General features: G+C 67.5%; 22 protein-coding genes. 6 read left to right on the top strand and 16 right to left on the bottom strand.

Going from position 1 to position 20,781, the window contains the following annotated elements:
• The first annotated feature begins 21 nt into the window (after positions 1-21).
• The gene (locus O1A05_RS05940) at positions 22-249 is read left to right on the top strand and encodes a sulfurtransferase TusA family protein (protein WP_270107130.1); all 228 of its coding nucleotides are present in this window, start codon (positions 22-24) and stop codon (positions 247-249) included.
• 35 nt (positions 250-284) lie between these two features.
• On the opposite strand, the gene O1A05_RS05935 is transcribed toward O1A05_RS05940, so the two are convergent.
• On the bottom strand, positions 285-1,004 hold the full coding sequence (locus tag O1A05_RS05935; protein ID WP_270107129.1) for an ABC transporter ATP-binding protein: 720 nt from the start codon (positions 1,002-1,004) through the stop codon (positions 285-287).
• On the opposite strand from O1A05_RS05935, the gene O1A05_RS05930 reads away from it, so the two are divergent.
• A complete protein-coding gene (locus O1A05_RS05930; protein WP_270107128.1) occupies positions 961-1,848 on the top strand; it encodes an LLM class flavin-dependent oxidoreductase in 888 nt (295 codons plus the stop codon). The genes O1A05_RS05935 and O1A05_RS05930 overlap by 44 nt on opposite strands.
• A gap of 37 nt (positions 1,849-1,885) precedes the next feature.
• Here the strand turns inward: O1A05_RS05930 and O1A05_RS05925 are convergent, their stop codons facing one another.
• The 3 genes from O1A05_RS05925 to O1A05_RS05915 all read right to left on the bottom strand — a co-directional run bounded on the left by O1A05_RS05925 (position 1,886) and on the right by O1A05_RS05915 (position 2,959).
• Positions 1,886-2,332, bottom strand: coding sequence for a hypothetical protein (locus tag O1A05_RS05925; RefSeq protein WP_270107127.1), 447 nt, complete (start codon positions 2,330-2,332; stop codon positions 1,886-1,888).
• A gap of 6 nt (positions 2,333-2,338) precedes the next feature.
• On the bottom strand, positions 2,339-2,584 hold the full coding sequence (locus O1A05_RS05920; RefSeq protein ID WP_270107126.1) for a hypothetical protein: 246 nt from the start codon (positions 2,582-2,584) through the stop codon (positions 2,339-2,341).
• A 93-nt stretch (positions 2,585-2,677) separates the two neighbouring features.
• Positions 2,678-2,959 carry a hypothetical protein gene (locus O1A05_RS05915; protein ID WP_270107125.1) on the bottom strand — a complete coding sequence of 94 codons (282 nt, stop codon included), beginning with the start codon at positions 2,957-2,959 and terminating at the stop codon, positions 2,678-2,680.
• A 122-nt stretch (positions 2,960-3,081) separates the two neighbouring features.
• Here O1A05_RS05915 and O1A05_RS05910 point away from each other — a divergent pair, with 122 nt between their 5' ends.
• Positions 3,082-3,462, top strand: coding sequence for a hypothetical protein (locus O1A05_RS05910; protein ID WP_270107124.1), 381 nt, complete (start codon positions 3,082-3,084; stop codon positions 3,460-3,462).
• A gap of 188 nt (positions 3,463-3,650) precedes the next feature.
• Here the strand turns inward: O1A05_RS05910 and O1A05_RS05905 are convergent, their stop codons facing one another.
• The 12 genes from O1A05_RS05905 to O1A05_RS05850 all read right to left on the bottom strand — a co-directional run bounded on the left by O1A05_RS05905 (position 3,651) and on the right by O1A05_RS05850 (position 17,376).
• Positions 3,651-4,346, bottom strand: a complete 696-nt coding sequence (locus O1A05_RS05905) for a DUF1801 domain-containing protein (protein ID WP_270107123.1) — start codon at positions 4,344-4,346, stop codon at positions 3,651-3,653.
• 1 nt (position 4,347) lies between these two features.
• Entirely contained in the window at positions 4,348-5,019 is a 672-nt protein-coding gene (locus O1A05_RS05900) for a DUF2625 family protein (protein ID WP_270107122.1), read from the bottom strand.
• A gap of 48 nt (positions 5,020-5,067) precedes the next feature.
• Positions 5,068-8,673: a DEAD/DEAH box helicase gene (locus tag O1A05_RS05895; RefSeq protein WP_270107121.1), complete on the bottom strand. Its 3,606-nt coding sequence runs from the start codon at positions 8,671-8,673 to the stop codon at positions 5,068-5,070.
• 6 nt (positions 8,674-8,679) lie between these two features.
• Positions 8,680-9,834 (bottom strand): hydroxymethylglutaryl-CoA synthase, encoded by a 1,155-nt coding sequence (locus O1A05_RS05890; RefSeq protein ID WP_270107120.1) that lies wholly within the window; start codon positions 9,832-9,834, stop codon positions 8,680-8,682.
• Positions 9,835-9,877: 43 nt separating this feature from the next.
• On the bottom strand, positions 9,878-10,957 hold the full coding sequence (locus O1A05_RS05885) for a hydroxymethylglutaryl-CoA reductase (protein WP_270107119.1): 1,080 nt from the start codon (positions 10,955-10,957) through the stop codon (positions 9,878-9,880).
• Positions 10,954-12,054 (bottom strand): type 2 isopentenyl-diphosphate Delta-isomerase, encoded by a 1,101-nt coding sequence (fni, locus tag O1A05_RS05880; RefSeq protein ID WP_270107118.1) that lies wholly within the window; start codon positions 12,052-12,054, stop codon positions 10,954-10,956. Before fni ends, O1A05_RS05885 begins: the two co-directional genes overlap by 4 nt.
• Positions 12,051-13,142 carry a phosphomevalonate kinase gene (locus O1A05_RS05875; RefSeq protein ID WP_270107117.1) on the bottom strand — a complete coding sequence of 364 codons (1,092 nt, stop codon included), beginning with the start codon at positions 13,140-13,142 and terminating at the stop codon, positions 12,051-12,053. The genes fni and O1A05_RS05875 overlap by 4 nt, the downstream gene beginning before the upstream one ends.
• Positions 13,139-14,158, bottom strand: coding sequence for a diphosphomevalonate decarboxylase (gene mvaD / locus O1A05_RS05870; RefSeq protein WP_270107116.1), 1,020 nt, complete (start codon positions 14,156-14,158; stop codon positions 13,139-13,141). Before mvaD ends, O1A05_RS05875 begins: the two co-directional genes overlap by 4 nt.
• Entirely contained in the window at positions 14,155-15,267 is a 1,113-nt protein-coding gene (gene mvk / locus O1A05_RS05865) for a mevalonate kinase (RefSeq protein WP_270107115.1), read from the bottom strand. Before mvk ends, mvaD begins: the two co-directional genes overlap by 4 nt.
• A gap of 139 nt (positions 15,268-15,406) precedes the next feature.
• A complete protein-coding gene (locus O1A05_RS05860) occupies positions 15,407-15,565 on the bottom strand; it encodes a hypothetical protein (RefSeq protein ID WP_270107114.1) in 159 nt (52 codons plus the stop codon).
• A 112-nt stretch (positions 15,566-15,677) separates the two neighbouring features.
• The gene (locus O1A05_RS05855) at positions 15,678-16,523 is read right to left on the bottom strand and encodes an HpcH/HpaI aldolase/citrate lyase family protein (RefSeq protein ID WP_270107113.1); all 846 of its coding nucleotides are present in this window, start codon (positions 16,521-16,523) and stop codon (positions 15,678-15,680) included.
• 163 nt (positions 16,524-16,686) lie between these two features.
• Positions 16,687-17,376, bottom strand: coding sequence for a GntR family transcriptional regulator (locus O1A05_RS05850; protein WP_270107112.1), 690 nt, complete (start codon positions 17,374-17,376; stop codon positions 16,687-16,689).
• Between the two features lie 100 nt (positions 17,377-17,476).
• Here O1A05_RS05850 and lhgO point away from each other — a divergent pair, with 100 nt between their 5' ends.
• From lhgO to O1A05_RS05835, 3 genes are all read left to right on the top strand, one after another.
• Positions 17,477-18,745 carry an L-2-hydroxyglutarate oxidase gene (gene lhgO, locus O1A05_RS05845; protein ID WP_270107111.1) on the top strand — a complete coding sequence of 423 codons (1,269 nt, stop codon included), beginning with the start codon at positions 17,477-17,479 and terminating at the stop codon, positions 18,743-18,745.
• A 31-nt stretch (positions 18,746-18,776) separates the two neighbouring features.
• A complete protein-coding gene (locus O1A05_RS05840) occupies positions 18,777-19,943 on the top strand; it encodes a PucR family transcriptional regulator (protein ID WP_270107110.1) in 1,167 nt (388 codons plus the stop codon).
• 162 nt (positions 19,944-20,105) lie between these two features.
• The gene (locus O1A05_RS05835) at positions 20,106-20,777 is read left to right on the top strand and encodes a DUF6318 family protein (RefSeq protein WP_270107109.1); all 672 of its coding nucleotides are present in this window, start codon (positions 20,106-20,108) and stop codon (positions 20,775-20,777) included.
• Positions 20,778-20,781 lie beyond the last annotated feature (4 nt).

Below are 20,781 nucleotides of genomic sequence, written 5' to 3'. Positions count from 1 at the left end.
TCAACCGAAAGAGAGACTCTCATGGCACAGCACATCCTCGAGACCGACGGCCAGGTCTGCCCCTTCCCCCTGGTGGAAGCCAAGCAGGCCATGGAGCACCTGCCGGCGGGTGACGAGCTCGTCATCAACTTCGACTGCACCCAGGCCACCGACTCGCTGCCCGAGTGGGCCGCCGAGAACGGCTACCCCGTGACGGAATTCGTCAAGCGCGGCGCCGCCGAGTGGTCGATCACCGTGCAGAAGCCTTGACCAGAACTGACGACGCCTTCGCGTCGCCGGGCTTTTCACCCCGCGGGTGCAAGTGCGGCGCGGAGCCTGTCTTTCTCCTCCGTGCTCAAGGAAGCGCGCGACGTCAGGGTCGGCGCCGATCCGACGAGCAATCGAGTGTAGGGGTGCTGCGGGTTTCCGATGACCTGCCTGGTGGGCCCGTCTTCGACAATCTCTCCCCGGTAGAGCACCACGGTCCGATCGGTCACGCCGCCCACGGAGCCGAGATCATGCGAGATGAAGATCAGTGAAATGCCGCGGCTGCGCAGCTTCTCCAGCAGTTGCAGGACCTGCACGCGGTTGGCCGCGTCCAGGGCGCTGACCGGCTCATCCAAGATGAGCAGATCCGGTTCTGTGGCCAACCCCCGAGCCACGGAAACGCGCTGCCGCTGACCTCCGGAGAGCTCAGACGGGAACCGGTCCAGCAACGCGGTGTCGAGATTGACGTCGATCGCCAACTCCTCGACGCGGCGGCGGATCTCCTCACGGGAACGCACACCGCGGATCTTCAGCGGCTCCGCCAGCGACCAGCCAACAGTCTGGTCCGGGTCGAGGCTGCGCAGCGGGTCTTGGAACACATACTGCACGGTTCCTGCTCGCCGCAGCGCGTTCCACTGCCGCGGAGAGTAGTCAGACAGGGAACGATCGCCCAGGTTGATACGGCCTCCTGTGCTCGGTGCCAGGCCGAGGATCGTGCGTGCCAGGATCGTCTTCCCGGATCCGCTCTCGCCGATCACGCCCACCGATTCGCCTGCGCTCACCGCGGACCGACTGGGCTACCACACCACCCTCATCCCCGAGCTGTACCTCAACGACCGCAAGGGCATTCACGCGCCCAGTCTGGAAGCCTGGGCGCTGACCTCGGCGGTGCTGGCGGTGACCCAGAATCTGCGGGTGATGACGGCGATTCGTCCCGGGTTCCACCACCTCGCGGTGGCTGCCAAGCAGATCTCCACCCTGGACTCCATAGCGCCCGGCCGGCTCGCGCTGAGCACCACCCCGTTCAGCTACGACGGCGACTTCTTCACGCTCACCGACACGATCGTGGAGCCGAAGCTCTCCGGGGAGCTCGGCATTTTCGCCGGTGGCGAGTCGGAACAGGGGCGCGAGGCGATCGCCGGTTTCGCCAACGCCTACGCCATGCACGGCGGCACAGTGGAGGAAATCCGGGAGAAGATCACCGACATGCAACGTCGTCGCGCGGCCAAGAATCTCCCGCCGCTGGGCGAGTTTGCCATGTCCGCCTACGTCATCGTGCGAGACACCGAAGCCGAAGCCCAGGCCGAGCTGGAGCGGATCACCACGGTGGACCCCGATTCCCCCGGCTACGCCTCGTTCCAGGAGTTCACCGCGAACTCGGCGCTCGACGTCGAGGTCTCCGCTTGCGAGTACGCGGTGGGCACCCGGGGGCTGCGCCCGCACTTGGTGGGCACCGCCGAGCAGGTGGCAGAGAAGATCCGCGCCTACGAAGAGGCCGGGCTCACCCTGCTGCTCATCCAATCGTCCCCGATCGAGGCCGAGCTGGAGCGCATCGCCGCCGAAGTGTTCCCACTCGTGCGCCGCACCCCGGTCACGGCATAACCGGGGCGAGCCGTCCCGCAGTGGCGTCGGCCACCCGCTACGCCAGCTCGTCCACGGAGGATTCGTGCAGCTGCGCCAGCGACAACCGGAGCCGCTGCCGTCCGGGGTCCTCGCTGACGTGAGAGGCGGCGGCAACGTCGACGACGATGCCGTGGGAGCTCAGTGCCAGGGCGGCGGCGCGCTCATCGGCCAGCAGAGCGGCCAGGGTGTCCTGAAGCAGACGGCTATTGGAGGCCACTCCGCCGCTGCGCTGATGAATCGCGGCATCCACCAGGTGTCGGGCGCCGCCGATCACCGAGGTGCGCAGATCAATCCCGAACGCCCGGCAGTATTCCTGCACCCGGATCGTCTGGTCCGGCAGCCGCCGCCCCAGGGTGCGCACCGGCACCGGGGAGAGCGGACCCAGCACATCATCTTCGACGACGTTGACGTCCGTACCGTCCAGCAAGTCCGCCAGTTCCTCGGCGCGGCCCGCGCTGAGCACCAGCGGTCATCCACCCGGTCGCCTCGAACGGCCAGTCGAGGGCAACAGGGCCGGGTCGGGGCTACAGAACAGAAAGTCGACGTCGGACCACGCCGCCGGCGCTTCTTCTCGGCGTCCTCGGTGCGCGTTCCCCAGTACCCGGGTGCCGCCGCGCTGGCGGGTTTCGATGAGCTCGCGGAGACTCTCCGCCATACCAAGAACCTCCGTCGCCGACATCAGCTCGACGAGTCCGCCCGCGCTGATGTCCGCCATCGCCTCAGCCTCCTGTCATCACGTCCCCCACCAGTGTAGGCAAGCGCAATAGAAGAGCACGACGCTCAGGAATTCATCGTCATGTTCAGGGCATCACGGCTGCGGGTAGTAGTAGAAGGTCCCGCCGTAGCGTTTGGGGCTGCTGTAGAGCACCTCACTGCAGGGAATATCCACCCAGGGGCTCCCGCCTTGGGCAGCACGGTAGGCGCGCTGTGAGTTGAGCTTGGCCTGGCACCCGAGCTTCGTGCTGGCCTCAACGTAGACCAGCACCGGCTTGACCGACGCCTGCGCGGCCGGGGCTGCCATGGTCAGGGCACCACCGGCCAGGGCCAGTGCCGACAGTGATGCGAGGACATTCTTCGTTCTCTGTCTCATGCCCGGCAACTTACCCGAACAGATTTCCCCAGCCCAGGGTTCGCGGAAAGCGATGAGACAAATTCTACGAACTGTAGAAGAATGGAGGCGGACCCCCGCACATCTTCTACAGGAGGAGCATCATGCCTCGCCTCACTATCGGCCTCGGAGCCGTCCTCATCGTCATCGGCGCCATTTCCTACATCGCCACCTCATTCGCCAGCTGGACCGCCCTGATCCCGGCGATCCTGGGTGCGCTGATCCTCATCTCGGGCCTGATCGCTCTGAAGAACCAGATGGTCGGCGTGCACATCGGCCTGCTGCTGGCGGTGATCGGTGCGGCCGGCACCCTGATGAACGTGATGCAGCTGCCCGACCTGTTCGCCGGTACCGCGGAGCGCCCGGCCGCCGTCATCGCCTCCTCCATCACCTTCGTGCTGCTGGTGATCTACGTGGTGATGGGGGTGCGCTCCTTCATCTCCGCGCGCCGCTGGAAGCGCGAGCAGGCCAGCGTCGAAGCCTGACAGCCAGCCTGAGTTAACCTCCGCCGCCAGACGACGCGATCCCTCTTGGGTGGGGCGGTGCTGACGCGCCGCCCCACCTTTGTGGTCCTGAATCCGCTCGATGAGCCCCGCCTTCATCACCGCGGTACTGGGGCTTGTACTGGGCCTGGTGGTGGCCGGGATCTTCTACACGGTCGTCGTGCGTCGGGTCAGCACCCCTGCGGCTGCGCGTTCCACGCGTCCGTGAGCATCTCTTCCAGTACCGCCAGGTCGATGTCTTCGGGTTTGTTCACGTAGAGGCAGGATGCGCCCACGGTGTGCTTGCCGAGGCGCTGCAGCTGCTGCTCGTATCCGGGGTGGCTGGTGAGCCCGTAGAGCGAAAGCTTGGCCTTGCGCGGGCTGAAGCCCACGTGGAACCAGTCCCCTTCGCGCCCGGCGGCGGAGACGTAGTGGGTCTCCCCGTAGCCGATCATCGAGGGGCCCCACATCACCGGTTCCGCTCCGGTGACGCGGGTGAACAGCTCCAGCAGCAGCCGGCCGTGTTCCACCCGGCGCGGGGTGTCCAGGGTCTCGATGTACTCGGCCGGACTGACGTTAGTCGGCTTGGTCTTGATATCCGAGGCGACGACGCCGGTGTGTCCGGTGGTGACCGTGACCTCGTTGCCGCGCGGGGCTGGAATGGTGCCGCTGAAGCTCAGCCCCTTCTCGAGGAGTGCTGCTTGCAGGCGTTCCAGCCCGCGGGCACCTACCCCGTGCAGGGCTTTCAGGGTGGCGTAGTCGGCGCCGTCGAGTGACTCCAGGTCCGGGTAGCCGGCTTCAGCGAGCGCGCCGCGCAGGGGTGCGGAGGTACCGGGCACGGCATCGAGCGGGGTGCGCTGGCCTGTGCGGTGATCCGGTGCGGTCATGTCAAAATCCCTGCGGTCGGGGGACGTCGAGTCCCACGGCCGGGAAGGCCTGCTCCCAGAGGTCGCTGAGCCGGATGGGCTGGCGATCGGCGTCGAGCCCCTGGTTCAGACTGAGCCCGGCGATGTCTTCTTTCCAACCGTCCCAGCGGTGCGGGGCGTAGAACTTGTCGACGTCGCCGGTGAGTACCCACGCCATGAACTGGGCGTGGCTGACGTTCAGATCGCGCACGGTGGGCTGGGCTGCGTCCATGGTGGTGGGGTCGATATAGCAGAGCCGCCCAGCACCGGCCCCCAGCGCGGTGCCGTCGATGGCGAAGATTCCGCCGAGCACATCCACGCCGAGCACCAGGTAGTGCGGATCCTCGCGGGTGAAAGGCGAGGCGGTGGCGACGTCGGGCAGGTCGCCCAGACCGGCGCCGAGCAGTCGTACCCAGCCGTGGTCGACCACCAGTCCGCCGGTGTGGGCCACCATCGCGCCGAGCTCGGAGTCCTCGGTGAGTTCAAGTTGGGCCATCACCTGCTGCGAGCGCTGCGGGTCGCAGTGCAGGTTTTCAACCTCCCAGGGCGCCTTGGCGATGCCGGATTCGATGCCCGCCCAGACGTCGACGTCAGCGGGGAACGGATTGAAGGAACCCGAGCGGTTGCGAGGCTGAGGGCGGCGCTTGAAGAACACGAGCTGAGAGTAACACGGCCGGGTGTAGCACGATCAGTTTCGGCGCGGTTATTCTTCCAACGACCGGGGCTGGGAGAACAGGGCGCGGAAGTCGGCGGCGGTGAACCCGGAACTGACCGCGCCACCGGGGGCGCCCTCGGTGACGGCGTCGAACAGCACCGCCTTGCGGTACTGCAATTCCAGCACCTTCTCCTCGATGGTGCCGGCGGCGACCATGCGGTACACCATCACGTTCTTGGTCTGGCCGATGCGGTGGGCCCGGTCCACTGCCTGGTTTTCGACGGCGGGGTTCCACCACGGGTCCATCAGGAACACATAATCCGCCTCGGTGAGGGTGAGCCCGAAACCACCGGCTTTCAGCGAGATGAGGAACACCGTGGCTCCGCCCTCGCGGAATTCGGCCACCGCGGCGGCCCGGTTCCGGGTGGCGCCGTCGAGGTAGGCGTAGCTGATCTCGGCGTCGTCGAGACGCTTCGCGACCCGGTACAGGAACGAGGTGAACTGGGAGAACACGATGACCTGGTGGTGTTCCTCGGCGTCGTGAATCTCCGTGAGCCGCTCCATCAGGTCCTCAAGTTTCGAGGAGGGTTCTGTGTAGTCTTGATCGACAATCTGCGGGTCCAGGGCGAGCATGCGCAGCAGGGTGAGGGATCGGAACACGATCATCCGGTGCGTGTCCAGGTCCTCTTCGTTCAGCAGGCGCATCACCTTGGCGCGTTCGCGTTGCAGCACGGTGTCGTAGAGACGGCGGTGCGCCGACTGCAGTGGCACCAGCACGGTTTGCTCTTGCTTTTCGGGTAGGTCGGGTGCGACGTCTTCTTTGGTGCGGCGCAGCATGAACGGGGCGAGCCGGTCGCGCAGATGGGCCAGCCGGGATTCGGCGCGCTGGGCGGTGCGCGCCCCCTCCGGGTCGTCCTCGGGGTTCAGCGAGGGGTCGGTGGCCAGGCGCTGACCGGCTTCGATGGGGTTGATGAAGTGCTCGCGGAAGAGCCGGAACTGCGGGAAGAGTCCGGGCGCGGTGAGGGCGGCCAGCGACCACAGGTCCCCCAGCGTGTTCTCCATGGGGGTGCCGGTGATGGCCAGGCGGAATCGGGACCGCTCGGCCAGTGCTTTGACGGACCGGAAGGTGCGGGTGGTGCGGTTTTTCACGAATTGGGCTTCGTCCAGCACGAGTCCGCCCCAGGTTCGGTCCGCGAGGATTTTCTCGTCGAGTCGGGCGATGGCGTAGGAGGTGAGCACCAGGTCGGCCTCGGCCAGTTCGGCGTCGATGTCTTCGGCGGATTTCTTACGCTTGGCGGCGGTGGCACTGAGGGTGACGACGCGCAGCTCCGGGGTGAATTTGGCTGCTTCCTGTGCCCAGACGGAGACCACCGAGGAGGGTGCGACGACGAGGAACGGCGCGCTGGTGCTCTGTTCGCCGTCGTGAGTGGTTTCGCGCGCGTGGGCGATCAGGGCCAGTGTCTGCAGGGTCTTGCCCAGGCCCATGTCGTCGGCGAGGATCCCGCCGAGTCCTAGATCGTGCAGGGTGGCCAGCCAGCGGAAGCCGTGCAACTGGTACGGGCGCAGGGTGGCGTTCAGGCCGGTAGGCACCTCGGCCGGGTCGGGGTGGTCGTTCGGGTCCAGCGAGGCGAGCCGGGTGATGGTGTCCATCCACTCCTCGACCATGGCGTCCGGCGTCCACTCATCGGCCAGCTCCTCGAGATCCTGCAGCATCACCGTGTTGGAGCGGTGCACGCCCTGGTTCTCGGGGTCCCATTCCTCGAGTTGGCCGGCCTCGTCGATGAGCTCGCGCAGCCGGTCGAAGCCAGGGTGGTCCAGGCTCAGGTAGGTCTTATCGGGCAGCAACACCTCATTCTCGCCCTTCACCAGGGCCTTGAAGATGTGGGCGAAGGGCACGGAGCGCCCGTCGAGTCGGATCTGGAAGCCGAGGTCGAACCAGTCATTCGAGGTGCCGGAGGCCACCGCGGTGATGCCGATATCCGGGGCGCCGGTGAGCTCCCGGTAGTCGGGGCGGGTGCCGATGATGGTCACGTGCACGTGGTCCAGGTCGCGCAGCTGATCCAGGGCGTGCTCGGAGAACCGGGCTGCGGCGGGACCGGCCAGGGTCTGCTCGGGCTGGGTGAAGGCGTCGGGCCAGATCTCGCGCACCGACGCGAGCACGGTGCGCTGGTGCTCCTCGACGTCGTCGAGACCCCGGTAGTGCCAGGACCAGCTCAGCTCGAGGGTGTCCTGCGCCCAGTCGTCGTCGGGATCGGCCAGGGTGTAGCTGGCAGACAGGCGCAGCTCTGGTGGCGGGATCTCGGGGAACTCCACGGTGTCATCGCTGGAGACGACGTCGAGGGAGGCAGCCAGGCCGGGATAGAAATCGTCGAAGAACTCGGGTGTCTCCTCCGCGGGGACCTGCAGCGGCTCGCCCCCGGTCAACAGCCCGCGCAGCCCGGTGGGCACCGGGGTGTCCAGCGGGCTGAGCTGCACCAGGATGGATTCCTTGCCCGTGCTGCCGTCGGGGTGGGGCCGGGCGACGACGACGGCGCGGCTGCCCACCGGCCGAGCGTCGTCCAGCAGATCCGATCCGGCTGTGCGGGCGCGCAGCTGCAGGGCCAGCGCGGCGGGGTCAGCGTCGCTGTCGGTGTCGGGGTCGGTGCGGCGCACGTCCAGCACCAGCTCGGCTGGGTCCGTGAGCGTGATCTCCCCGATGAGGCCGAGCCCCACCAGCGGCGCCCCCGCCTCCTGCAGCGCGCCGAGCAGACGCCAGGCCTCGGGGTGGTCGAGCGTGGCCAGATTGAGCCATTCGGAGCGTGCCGGGGAGGCGACGGTGGCGTGGTAGAGGTGCTGCAGGCGGTGCAGCAGCTCGTATTGGACGGGGTCCGGGTTCAGGGTGTGCGGCGGACGCTGCCGCGAGAACGTCTGCCAGGTGAGCCCGGTCTTGACCCAGTTGCCGCGGGCCGAGCGCTTCAGCGGACGCGCCTGCACCGTCCAGCGTGCCGTGCTTCCGAGGTATTCGTGGCCGAGCGAGGTCCACTGGATGCCCCCGTGGAGGCGGTTCCGCTCGCTGGTGGCCACGTGCACGTCGAGTCCCAGGGCCAGCTGGTCGAACACCGGCTTCCGGGCCGCACGCTCCTGGCCTGCCCCCGCGGAGCCGACCGTGCCCGGCGGCACCAGCGCTCCGAGGGTGCGCTGCCAGCTGGGCGGCTCCGGTGCAGGTGAACCCCCTGTCTGTCCGCTCTGTCCGCGCTGTCCGCCGGATCCGCCGCCCAGGGCGGAGGCGCGCTGGATCAGCCCGCTCTGCTCTTCCAGGGCACGCAGCACGGCGAAGGGATCCTCGGCTCGATCGCGGGCCAGCTCATCGGCACGGAACACCAGGGCCGCGCCATGCTTGCAGTCATCGCCCACCGGGCAGGTGCACCCGCTGCGGTCCGGCTCCCAGGCGTCGGGCCCCGAGCGCAGAAGCAGCACCGTGGCCCGGTAGATGCTCTCTCCCGAGCCGAAGACGCTCCCGGTGAGCTTCTGGGTGGCTTCGTCCCAGTGCACGGTGCGGATGCGGTCTTCCTGCCAGTACGCGCGCCCGCGCGCTGTCATGGTCGGCCCGAAGCAGGCTTCCACCGCCTCGGGTCGCACCCGGGGATACGTCGGCGTCAGGCCTGGAACCTCCACGAGGCGTCAGCGGGCGGCGTAGTGGCGCACCCGGTCTTTGACCCCGGTGAACCGGAACGGTGCCTGCGTGACGGCGTCGACGTCGTAGTCCTCTGAGGCTCCCCGGTAGCCCTCGTGCAGGGCGCGGTAGGTCGGATAGTCGATCTCCTCGCGCCCGGACAGCTCCTTCACGGCCGCGGCGGCGTCGAGATGAGCACGGTAGCCTTCCTGCACCACGCCGGTGAAGAACTCGGCCACCGCGCCGGAACCGTAGGAGAAGAAGCCGAGGCGCTTGCCGGTCAGGTCGGTGTCGGCGTGCAGCTGGGCGGCCAGGCCGAAGTACATTGACGCCGTGTAGGCATTGCCGAGCTGCCGGTTGTACGTCATCGACTCTTCGATCAGCTCGTCGCCGAGCTCCACCCCGGTGTGGGCGGCCAGGGCGGCGTGGGCTTTGCGGGCCATTTTGGTGAAGGGCTGGTGGTGGATGAACCGGTCGACGTCGGTGACCTTCAGCTCACGCCGGGCGGTGAAGTCATCCCAGGAACCCAGGGTGGCCTCGATGTAGGCGTCCATGGAGAGCTTGCCCTCCACGAACGGGGTGGAGGAGTCGTTGGGACGCCAGAAGTCGTTCACATCCGCGGTGTAGAGCCCGGACTGCGGCTCGATGGCGACAAGGGCCGGATCGGCCGAGATGAGCATCGCCACCGCGCCGGCACCCTGGGTGGGCTCGCCGGAGGAGTCGAGCGCGTAGCGGGCAATATCGGAGGCCACCACGAGCACCTGCTCATCCGGGTAGCGGGCGATGTGACCCAGTGCCGCCTGGATACCGGCGGTCCCGGCATAACACGCCTGCTTGTACTCGACGGTGCGCACGTGCGGGCCCAATCCGATGAGCCCGTGCAGGAACACCCCGGCGGACTTCGACTGGTCGACGCCGGTTTCGGTGGCGAAGATGACCATGCGCACGTGGTGCTCCGGGTGGCGGGCCAGCAGCCGCGATGCTGCTGTCGCCGCCATGGTCACCACGTCCTCGTCGGGGGCGGGCACGGAGAACCGGTCCTGGCCCAGGCCGCGGTGGAACTTGGCCGGGTCGATCCCGTGTGCCTCCGCCAGCGCGTCCAGCGGGAGCACGTAGTGGGCGGTGGCCGCCTCCAGGTCGTGGATTCCGATGTTGTTGCTCACTGTTGCGATTCTCCTTCGCCGTCGGCGACCCTGCTCAGGGCGATCAGGCCCGACGCTGCCTGCGTTCGAATACGGTGTGCGCCTTCATGAGCTCACCCGGGTTGGTTTGGGCCGCCAAGAGCGACAATTCTCCACACACCACGGTAGCGGCAATCTGGGCTGCGAGGCGACGTGTGTTCGCGCCCGGCTCACGCTCTTCGCGCAGGCCGAGCCGCACCATGGCCTCTTCCACATGCTCGAGGTGCTTGCCGTTGCCCACGGTGCCCACGATCAGGTGGGGCAGGGTGCAGGCGAAGTACAGTCCGTCCTCGCGGTCCTCGGCGTAGGTGAAGCCCTGGGAGCCCTCCACGATATTGGCGGCGTCCTGGCCGGTGGCCAGATAGAAGGCGAGCAGCATGTTCGCGAAGTGCGCATTGGCCGAGCGCAGGGCCCCGGCGATGGTGGAGCCCACGTAGTTCTTCTGCACCACCAGTTCTGCAATGGCGCCGGCCGTGGTGTGCAGGTGCTGCTCGACGACGTCGTGCGGGATGAGAATGTCCGCGGTCACCGAGCGGCCGCGGCCGAGTACGCCGTTGACGCCGGTGGCTTTCTTATCGGTGCAGAAATTGCCGGAGATGGAGCCGTAGCTCAGCCCGATCCCCCAGGAGAGGATACGGGTCATCAGGCTGTCGGCGGCGGCAGTAGCCATGTTGTGCCCGGAAGCGTCCCCGGTGCGGAAGGCAAAGCGGACAAACAGCAGCGAGCCCACGATCTCGGGGTGAATCTCGATCAGCTGGGCGAACCGGGAGCCCTCAGAAACGACCCCTGCGAGTTCGTCGAAGCGCTGCTCGATGATCTGGGCGGCGTGGTGGGCAGCGGCACCGTCGACCGCGGTGAACAGCACGGAGCGGGTCATCCGTTCGTCGACCACAGTGGCGGTAATGCCGTTCTCAACGAGCCGGGAGATCTTCGCGCCCCGGCCCACCGAGGGCCACAGCGGGGTCTCGTAGGTGGCCAGCGGCACCTCGATCAGTTCGGTGGACTCGGTGCCGGAACCGGAGATGGCGTTGCCGCCGATTTTGATCGGTCCCACCCAGCGGGTCGGAATGGCGGTGACGGTGGTGGTCTCCCGGTGGGTGCTCACATCTGCTCCTTCGAAGGGGTCTGGGCGCGGACGATATCGGCGGTGTCGCCGGTGACGACGACGTCGACGCCGGTGAACTCCGTGGGACTGGGGGCACCGAACAGTGCGTGCAGGGCCACCAGCTGCTCGCGCCAGGATTCCATGACGGCGGCCAGGGTGGCGCCGTCGTCGTCAGGATGCTCGAGGGCCACCGAGAGAAAGCCACCGGCTACGCCCACGGCGCGGGCGCCCAGGGCGAGGCAGCGCATCACATCCAGCGGGTGGCGCACCCCACCGGAGGCGAGCACGGTGAGATCGTGGCGCACCGCGGAAGGCAGGGAGGCGGCATCGAGCAGGGCCGCCGGGGTGGACAGGCCAAAACCAGCAGCAGCGGACAGGTAGCTGAGATCCTCCACCGGGTCGCGGCGGTCGTTTTCGATCCGGGCGAAGTCGGTTCCGCCGGTGCCAGCCACATCCACCAAGCGCACTCCGGCGTCACGCAACTGGGTCAGGGTGCGGGCCGAGAGGCCGAAACCGACCTCCTTGACCACCAGCGGCACGCCGTCGTCGTCGAGTGCTGCGGCGATCTGTTCGATGAGGCCGAGCCAGCCGGAGAAATCGCGGGAGCCCTCCGGCATCACGGTCTCCTGCACCGCGTTGACGTGCAGCTGCAGCCCGTCTGCAGCTAAGAGTTCGACGGCGCGGCGGGCGTCATCCACGCTGCGCCCGGCACCGATGTTGGCCAGCACGATCCCGTGCGGGTTCTCTTGTCGGATCACGGTGAACGTCTCGACGGTCGACGGATCATCCAGGGCGATGCCCACCGAGCCGGAGGCCATGGGCACTCCCGCGCGGGCGGCGGCCTGGGCCAGGGTGCGGTTCAGGGCGCGCGCCTTCTCGGTGCCGCCGGTCATGCCGTTCACGTAGAAGGGTGCGGGGAAGCGCCAGGGTCCGACGTCGACGCCGAGGTCGACCTGCTTCGGTGAGATCCCGGCGAGGGCGTGGTGGCGCACGGTGACGTCATCGAAAGCGGTGCGTGCGGCGCGGATGCCGGGTTGTTGCTCAGCGGCCAGGCGCAGGTGGTCATCCTTGCGGGAGGCGGCCGTCGGCTCGGTCATCGGGTGCGCCTCTCTGTGGTCACAGTCAGGTCCAGTGGGCGGATGCCCTCCAGGCTCCAGGCGGCGAAAAGTGCAGCTGGATCGGAGTCAGCGGGTACCAGCACGATACCGCAGTCCCCGCCCCCGGCGCCCGAGGGTTTCGCGGCGGCGCCGTGGTCTTCGGCGATCTCGCACAGCCGGCGCAGCGTCCCCGTCTCGATGGTGATCCCGGTGGTCTCGTGCAACCCGCGCAACAGGACCCGAGCCGTGCGGATCAGGGCGGAGATCTTCTCGGCGGCGTCGTCGTTCACCGCGTCGATCAGTCCGGCGACCATCTCGGAGGAGGCGGCCAGAAACCGTCCGTATCCGGGGGCATCCTGTGGTGAGTGGTGTTTCACGGAACCCACCAGCGCCTCGGTCGAGGCAGGCGATCCGGTCCAGCCCACCCGCAGCCGCACCGTGGTGGGGGTGTTCAGCCGCTGCACGCGGTGCGGATCCCAGCCGGGGTGGACCAGGGCCTCGGAGACGGTGCCCGCGGCCAAGGCGGCACGCAGCGCGGCGCGGTCCGGGGAGGCGTAGCCCAGCCAGCCGCCGAACGTGGATGCCGCAATGTCCCCGCCGGAGGACCTCGGCGAGATGGCGACGGTGGCCAGCAAGGAGAGCCGGAAGCGCTCGTCGTCGCTCAGCCCCAGCCCGTAGAACTCGGCGATGGCGGACACGGTGGCCACCACCACCGCGCCGGAGGAGCCGAGCCCGAATTTCAGCCCGTCGGCGTCGTCGAGTTCGGAGTCGATGTGCAGGTCGAAGTACCGCGGGTCAATGCCGCGTTCGGCACGCAGCCGCTCGCAGGTGGTGATGGCGGAGGTGACGAAATCGTAGGGGTGATGCTCGACGACGACCTCTCCGGTCGCTTCGTCCCGGCGCCAGACCACGGGCAGCCGGCCGTACTCGGAGGAGTGCACGCGGCCGGAATCCTCGGAGCTGGCGGACTCGTTCAGGGTGACGGTGATGTACCGGTCGACGGCGACAACCACAGCCGACTGGCCGGGCTCGACGACGGCGTACTCACCGGCAATGTAGAGCTTGCCGGGGGCGCGGGTGACGATCACGCGGTGGCCCCCGCGGCGTCAGCGGCGTCGTCAGCGTTCACCACGTGTGCACCGGGCCCCGGACGCAGCACCTTCGCTTCACCGTTCTCGGCGTACTGACCCAGCGCGCCGGCAATCTGCTCCGCGTCCTCGGGACGGGAAATCACCACCACATTGGGTCCGGCGTCGGCGGTGGCGTAGGCCTCCACCCCATTGGCACGCAGTTCGGCGACCGCGTCGAATACCTGGTAGGAGGCGGGCGCCAGGTAGCGGATGGGCGGCTCGCACGCGTTGATGACGGCGTGCATGCGCATCGCATGGGCTTCGGTGATCTCGCCGATCCGGGTGAAATCGGCGTCAGCACACGCCCGCACCATCTCGTTCAGCGACTCTTCGGTGGTCGTGATCCAGGCGCGGTAGAACGGGGAGGTGGCGGCAGTGGCGCGCATGCCGGCCCGCGAGGACACTTTCTTCGTGCCCGAGGCCACGGTGACCGCAATCATGGCCAGGTCGGGTGCGGCGATCTCCTCGGCGTAGGAGGTCTCGTCTGAATCACCCGCATGCCAGACGGCGAACCGGTTGATCACGGAGCGGCTGGCGGAGCCCGAACCGCGCCGGGCCAACCGAGAGAGGTCCCGGGTGTCGAGGTCCAGCCCGTAAGCGGCGGAGGCGGCCTGGGCCAGCGCCGCGAACCCCGACGCCGAGGACGCCATCCCGGCTGCGGTCGGTCCTTCATTCACGGTGGTCACCTGGGCGTGCGCCGCCGCGGTGTCGAGTCCGCGCTCCTGAGCGAGCCCGCGCACGATATCCAGGAACGCCCCGACCCGCTGGGTGGCCGAGTCGGCGTGGTCCAGCTCTGTCCCGTTGAGGCTCAGCGCATCGGCGGCGTCGTCGAGACGCACCGTGGTGGTGGTCGCGTAATCGTCGAGCGTCATCGACATCGACCCGGCCACCGGGATGATCAGGGCCTCGTCCGCCTTGCCCCAGTACTTCACCAGGGCAATGTTCGGATAAGCGCGCGCGGTCGCCTGGGTCACGGGGCCTCCTGGGGAGTATCGGCGGATGGGGCGGGGCTGACTCGCGCGGTGGGCGCGGTGTGCGTGGTCGGGGTGGTGGGCACCAGCGAAGTGGTCCACACTCGGGTGGCGCCCACGGAGGTCATGGCAGCGGCCAGGTCACCCGCTACTTCGAGCGACGGGGCCAAGGCCAGCACGCAGCCGCCGAGTCCGGATCCGGTGAGCTTCGCACCGTAGGCACCGGCCTCCAGCGCGACGGCGACAAGGGCGTCCAACGCCGGCGAGGACACCCCGATGCGGGCCAGGTGCCGGTGGGCGGCGTTCATGTTGCGTCCCAGGCGCGGGGCATCGCCGACGGCGAGCGCGTCCGCGGAATCCTCCACCACCTCGGTGAGATCCCGGGTCATCCGTTCCACGGCCTCCGGCAGTACGGTGCGCAGCATCCGCACGCCGTTCACCGCCGACGACGTCGACCCGGAGGTCCCGGTATCCGCAATCACGAAGGTCATCCGCTCCGCCACCTTCACGGTGGTCGGTTTGCCGGCCTGGAAGCGCAGCGGGGTCAGCGACTGGACCGCGTGCCCGTCGAGTCCCGAGGAGGTACCGTGCGCAATTTGTTCGGCTTCCTGCACCAGCGCGTGCGTCTCCGCCGGGCTCAGCCGCACCCCACCCGCGTTAGCCACGGCCCGCACAATCGCGGCCGACACGGCAGCTGAGGAACCCAGCCCGCGCTCATAGGGAATCGTGGAGCGCACGATCACTTCGAGCCGATCCGGGCGCAGATCCACCCGTTCCGCCGCGGCTTGGCCCGCCCGAATAATCGGGGCCATCATCGCCGGCGCCTGATTGATGGGCCCGGTGTAGAGGTCGGAGGTGATGGTGGCGGTCTTCGCCTCGCGCACACTCGCCGCGGCCTGCAGGTCCAGCAGCGGCAAGACGATGGCCGGCGCCCCATAGACCACAGCATGCTCTCCGATGAGGATCGCCTTGCCGTGAGCGGAGCCGAGACCCGCGTGGGATGCAGTGACCGGCGCGGTTAACGACGACGGCCCCGAGGCGTCTGCGGCAGACGGCTCGGGGGCTGACGTGTCAGGCGCGCGGTGGCGCCTCCAGGGTGTCTCAGAAGTCATGAAGGTGTGGCGGGTGCGAGGTTGACGGTCACATGCTGGAGTCTAATTTACCCCGCACGGCCCTCTTCCCCCGATTCGAGCCACCACGATCTGCGTCACGCTCCGACCGGTGGTCTGCCCGGATTCCTCCATGCCCTCGTCACTGGGCTTCCTCGAACAGCGGGCCACGCGGGTGTTCCGGCTCATCGAGGTTCTCCACGCTCGAGGCCGGCTCGGTTCCATGCTCCGTGACGGACGCCGGCGTCGGCTCCGCCTCCTCAGCGGAATCAGCCGCGCCGAAGCACCCGGTGAGCAACAACTTTCTGTGGTGTTGAACAGTGATGCCGTCACCGTATCCAGGTTCGCCCCGACCCCGTTTAAGTTATCCACAGGCTAGGGTCCCGGAGGATTCCCTTGCCGGAAAGTGCGCGTCAGGCGTTCCAGAGGCCGTAGGAGTCTGCGAGGTCCGCGATCTTCTGGGCGCGGGCCAGACGCGGCAGGTAGGAGCCGTCGCCGACCGCTGCGCCCTGTGCGTGGGCGTAGAGCAACTCGCGCGCCCACTCGAGCTCGTCCTCCGAGGGGCTCATGGCCCGGTTGATGGCGTCCACCTGGTTGCGGTTCAGGCACAGTCGCCCGGTCATGCCCATCGATGCGGTGTGTGCGGACCCGGCCAGCACGGCGTCGTCGTCGTCGGTGGCTAACGGCGGACCGTCAATCGCACCGGGCAGCTTGCCCACGCGCGAGGCCATCACCAGTTTGGAGCGGGCGTAGGCCATCGCCATCGGGTCGTCCGAAACACCCACGTCCTTGCGGAAATCGTTCGTGCCGAAGGCCAGGCGGAAGGTGCCCGGCGCCTTGGCCACGTTGTTAGCGTTCTCCACGCCGACGGCGGTTTCCAACAGCGCGAGCACCGGGGTGCCGGCGCGCAGCCGCATGGCCGTGTAGGTCACCTGCTCCGGTTCCTCGGTCATCGCGAGCATGACGCCGCGCAGCCCGTTCAGTCCGGAGAGGGCTTCCAGGTCCTTCGCCCAGTCGTCAGTGCCGGTGCCGGAGATGCGCACCCACGCCGTCATCCCCCCGGAGAGCGCGTCGACGACGTGGCCGCGCGCCTCATCCTTTTTTTCGTCCGGAACCGAGGCTTCCAGGTCGATAATCACCGAGTCCGCCTCGCTGGCCATGCCGGGGGCGTAATCCTCCGGACGGGCGGCGTTGATGAGCAGCCAGGTGCGGCTGAGCTTGGCGGGAAGAGAGGCAGCGCGACGATTGCGGATCGACATGTCTCCAGCCTAGTCCACGCCGTCGAGCCGGGCTGGCGGAATGACATCGATAGGGCGAACACCACACCTGCGCGCGCCCGAGTCGGCTACTTTGCATGTTGCATGTAACCTGCTATCGTGACTCAGGTAACAACGTGAGAGAGGTCTCAGCTGGAGAGGAGGCTCAGTGCAGCAGCCAATCGATCGCCGCGTCGGCGTCCACATGTCCGAGCTCTGGACGGGACGCCGCCTCCTGACGGATCAGCATGATGGCCGTATGCGAGATGTGTCGCCCCACGGCCGCACCCACTGCAGCAGCGTCACCGGCCTCGAACCCAGCCATGATGTCGGCATGGTCTTCGAAGCACTCCATGGGGGTACGCGAGGTTGGCACGGTACCCATTCCGGTTTGCAGCACGAAGTCTCGCTGTTCCTGCAACAGAGTCTTCGCTCGGTCGTTCCCGGCAACGGCCATCAGTGCGTGATGGAAGTCCCGGTCGGCCCGCAGCACCGCATCGGCTTCGCCCGATTCCGCGGCGACACGAAAATCGTCGTAGGCAGCACGCACCGCAGCCAGCGATTCGGAGGTGCGCAACTCGGTCGCTCGCCGCGAGAGCGGCACCTCAAGCATCAGCCGCACCTGAAAGACCTCGATCAGCGACGCCACCGACGTCGAGCGCACTCGCATACCGCGGTTCTTCTCGATCTCGACCAGACCGCGTCGCGCCAGCTCCTGCAGCGCCTCGCGAATCGGTGTGCGCGACACGTTCAGTTCGCGTCCGAGTTCCCCGGCCGTATACAGCTGCCCCGGCACCAGATCACCGGCCAGAATGGCGTTCTTGATCGATTCGGTGGCTTGCTCCGTCAGGCTCATGGATCGCGACACATGTTGCATACAACCCAGTATGCCCGAGTCACCCTCCTTGACCTATTCCGCCCTACCCCACGATAACGAATAGCGAGACAACCAGCCCATGACGCATCATCACCCCACCTCCACGTCCCAGCCGCGCTTCGCAGTGATTGGCGCAGGCATCAACGGTGCCGCCGTCGCTCGAGAAATCACTCAGCGTTTCCCCCAGGGTTCGGTGACCGTGATCGACAAGGCGGACCACGTTGCCGCCCACCAGACCGGGCACAATTCCGGAGTGGTCCACGCCGGCCTGTACTACGAACCCGGCAGCCTCAAGGCCCGGCTGTGCCGTCGCGGCGTCGAGCTGATCACGGCCTACGCCCGCGAGCGCAACGTTGCCTACGAGGAGTGCGGCAAGCTCGTTGTCGCCCTCACCGAAGAAGAAGAGACCCGGCTCCACGCGATCTATGAACGCGCGGTTGCCAATGGTGTTCCCGACGTCGAACTGGTCGGCCCCGAGCGTATTCGCGACATCGAACCGAACGCCGTCGGACGGCTGGCCCTGCACTCCCCCCACACCGGGATTATCGACTTTGCCGGGGTGGCGCGTGCGCTGATTGAGGATGCACGCGCCGCCGGTGCCACCGTGCGCCTGGGGGCGGAAGTCACCGATATGTCGAACAACGACAACGGTTGCTCCATCACCACGCGCGACGCCGACGGACGGACCAGCACCGAAACGTTTGACTATGTGATTTCCTGCGCTGGACTGCAGTCCGATCGCGTCGCCGCGCTGGCCGGGGGCGCCGCCTACCCCAAGATCGTGCCGTTCTTCGGCCAGTACTCTCAGCTGGATTCCCAGTACCGCACCATCCTCAACGGTCTGGTCTACCCGGTGCCGGATCCGGCCTACCCGTTCTTGGGCGTGCACCTGACCAAACGGGTCGACGGCGAAATGCTCGTGGGGCCCAACGCTTTCCTGTCCTTCGGCCGAGAAAACTACACCGGCTGGAAGATCGGAGTGAAGGACAGCCTGGGCGTGGCCGCCAATCCCGGGTTCTGGAAATTCGCCGCACAGAACGCGAAAGCAGCCGTTCAAGAGTTCAGTGCGGTGATCTCACGCAAGAAATTCCTCGAGGGTGCGGCCGAATACGTGCCCAGCCTCGAGGGAGTACCTTCTCGCCCGATCACCCGCGGCATCCGGGCCCAGGCGATGGATGAGAATGGCGCATTGGTCGATGATTTCGTGATCGAGCACATCGGCCGGGCCACCCTCATCCGCAACGCACCGTCCCCCGGCGCCACCTCATCCCTCGCTATTGCCGAATACATTCTCGACGTCGTCGGCGAAACCCACGGCCTCACCCGGAAGGACGAGAACAACGAATGATACGGGGGTACCGCGCTGGTACGATCCGATCATGAACGAGGAGCGCGTGACGGGCTCTCAGCAGTGGGCCGCGCTATTGGACGAGCTGGCCGGCGATGAGACCATTCTCGAACAGACCGTCCACGACATCCGCGCCACCGTGCCCGGCTACGACAACGTGCCCACCGACGCGCTCAAGGCCTCCGCCTCCCGCAACATCAGCATGAGCGTGCGCACCATCCGCACCGGCCTCTCCCCCAGTCCCATCGACGTCGACGAGGCCGACACCTTGGCCGCCGAACGCTACGACCAGGGGGTGCCGCTGGGGTCCGTGCTCGCCGGATTCCGCGTCTGCCTTTCGATCATCCTGCACCGACTCCTCGAGCGCGCGCCCCGCAACGGCATCCCCACCGAGCAGGTGCTCGCCACCTCCACGTTGCTCTGGGACCTCGGCGATGCCTTTTCCGCCCGCGCCGTCGTCGTCTATCAACACCGCGAGGTGTCCCGTGCCCTGGCCGATAACGCCCACCGCGTGGCCTGGATCGGCAATGCCCTGGCCGGCACACTCCCCCAACGCGACCTGCTGCGCGGCGCCGCCCTGTACCGGGTGCCCACTGCCGAACCGCTACGCGCCATCACCCTGCGACCTGCCCCGGAGTCGTTCGTCGAGGCACGCCAACAGCTTGATTCATGGGTCGACGACGCCGACGTCCAGGTCCTCACCGCGGTCCGGGCGGGGGCGTTGGTGGGCATCCTCATCGGGGATCCCGGCGGCACCCAGCCCGACCTGAATCTTGCCATCGGCGTGGGTCGCCCCGTCCTCATCGACGACCTGCCGAGTTCCTTCGAATCCGCCACCCTGGCCCTGCAGTCGGCCGAGCGCGTCGGCCTCACCGGGTTCGCTGACCTGGAGCGACTCTCCTGGCGCCGCGCCGTCGAGGCCAGCCCCGAAACCACCGAGTACCTCACTGCCCTGCATCTCGGTCCGCTCCAGGGCACCGGCGAGTTCGGCGATCACGTCCTCGAAGCTGTCGAGGCCTACCTCGCCCACCGGCTCAGCATCCCGCTCGCCGCCCGCTCCATACCCGTGCACGTGAACACGCTGCGCTACCGTCTGCACCGCTTCAGCGAACTTACCGGCGCGGATCTTGGCGACGTCGACACCCTCATCGAACTCTCCTGGGTCCTCGCCGCCCGCCGCGGCGACCCGCGCGCCTAGCCGCGGCGCGCTACCCCGCTCACTACACCGGATGACGCGTATCTGTGGATAACCCTGTTCGCGCCCATCTCGGTCGGGCTATATTGGGAAGTCGTTTGACCTGTTGACTGATCTCGACCCGGCCCGACGCTTCACCGTAGAGGGGCCAGGAAGCCTGGACCCATGGCCCGCACTGCCCCCACCGTCAGCACATCCCGCGCGCTCCGCACTGTCCGTCCCGTTCGTCTTGCCGTGGTCGGCGCCGCGCTGAGCATGACCTTCGCCCTCACCAGCTGCAGTGACTCCGGCGGGAACAATGGCGACGACGACGCCGCCAGCCCGACCGCGTCCAGCGCCACCGCGTCCAACACCGAGTTCGTCCCTGCGTCCGCCGACGGCCCCGCCCAGAACGTCCCCGTCCCCGAGTTCCCCGACGCCGCCCGCGAACAAACCACCGAAGGCGCCGAAGCCACCCTCGAATACTGGTGGGAAGCGCTGGAGTACCTATACCTCACCGGAGACCCAGAGCCCTTCCAAAGCGTGTCCGATGAGGGCTGCGTTTTCTGTCAGAATTTCATCGATGTCGTTCCCGAACCGTACACCGACGACGGCTGGTACGTGCTTGAAAACAACTATGAGATCGATGTTCATCAACGTCGATCGTCCGATGACGATAACTCTGTTGAGTTTCAGTACACGGTGACCCAACCAGCTACCCAATCCGTCGACTCTTCCGGCAATGTCCAGGAAGAAGACAGCATCGACGAGACCCTCGTCGACCTCGATACGGTCGTATCCTTTACTCCAGATTCTGCCCAATGGGAAGTCTCACAGATGGTGCTCACCGATGAGTGAAGGT

Origin of the sequence: Citricoccus sp. NR2 (assembly GCF_027594385.1) — a bacterium.
Taxonomy (GTDB): domain Bacteria; phylum Actinomycetota; class Actinomycetes; order Actinomycetales; family Micrococcaceae; genus CmP2.
The sequence above is the reverse complement of the archived record's forward strand: the minus strand, read 5'-3'. Positions and strand labels throughout refer to the sequence as shown.

Coding starts and splice junctions, on each gene's coding strand:
- O1A05_RS05855 (WP_270107113.1), bottom strand. CDS start 16,523: ATGTCGATCCGCAATCGTCGCGCTGCCTCTCTTCCCGCCAAGCTCAGC.
- mvk (WP_270107115.1), bottom strand. CDS start 15,267: ATGACTTCTGAGACACCCTGGAGGCGCCACCGCGCGCCTGACACGTCA.
- O1A05_RS05835 (WP_270107109.1), top strand. CDS start 20,106: ATGGCCCGCACTGCCCCCACCGTCAGCACATCCCGCGCGCTCCGCACT.
- O1A05_RS05920 (WP_270107126.1), bottom strand. CDS start 2,584: ATGGCGGACATCAGCGCGGGCGGACTCGTCGAGCTGATGTCGGCGACG.
- O1A05_RS05850 (WP_270107112.1), bottom strand. CDS start 17,376: ATGAGCCTGACGGAGCAAGCCACCGAATCGATCAAGAACGCCATTCTG.
- O1A05_RS05910 (WP_270107124.1), top strand. CDS start 3,082: ATGCCTCGCCTCACTATCGGCCTCGGAGCCGTCCTCATCGTCATCGGC.
- O1A05_RS05905 (WP_270107123.1), bottom strand. CDS start 4,346: ATGACCGCACCGGATCACCGCACAGGCCAGCGCACCCCGCTCGATGCC.
- fni (WP_270107118.1), bottom strand. CDS start 12,054: ATGACCGAGCCGACGGCCGCCTCCCGCAAGGATGACCACCTGCGCCTG.
- O1A05_RS05940 (WP_270107130.1), top strand. CDS start 22: ATGGCACAGCACATCCTCGAGACCGACGGCCAGGTCTGCCCCTTCCCC.
- lhgO (WP_270107111.1), top strand. CDS start 17,477: ATGACGCATCATCACCCCACCTCCACGTCCCAGCCGCGCTTCGCAGTG.
- O1A05_RS05840 (WP_270107110.1), top strand. CDS start 18,777: ATGAACGAGGAGCGCGTGACGGGCTCTCAGCAGTGGGCCGCGCTATTG.
- O1A05_RS05915 (WP_270107125.1), bottom strand. CDS start 2,959: ATGAGACAGAGAACGAAGAATGTCCTCGCATCACTGTCGGCACTGGCC.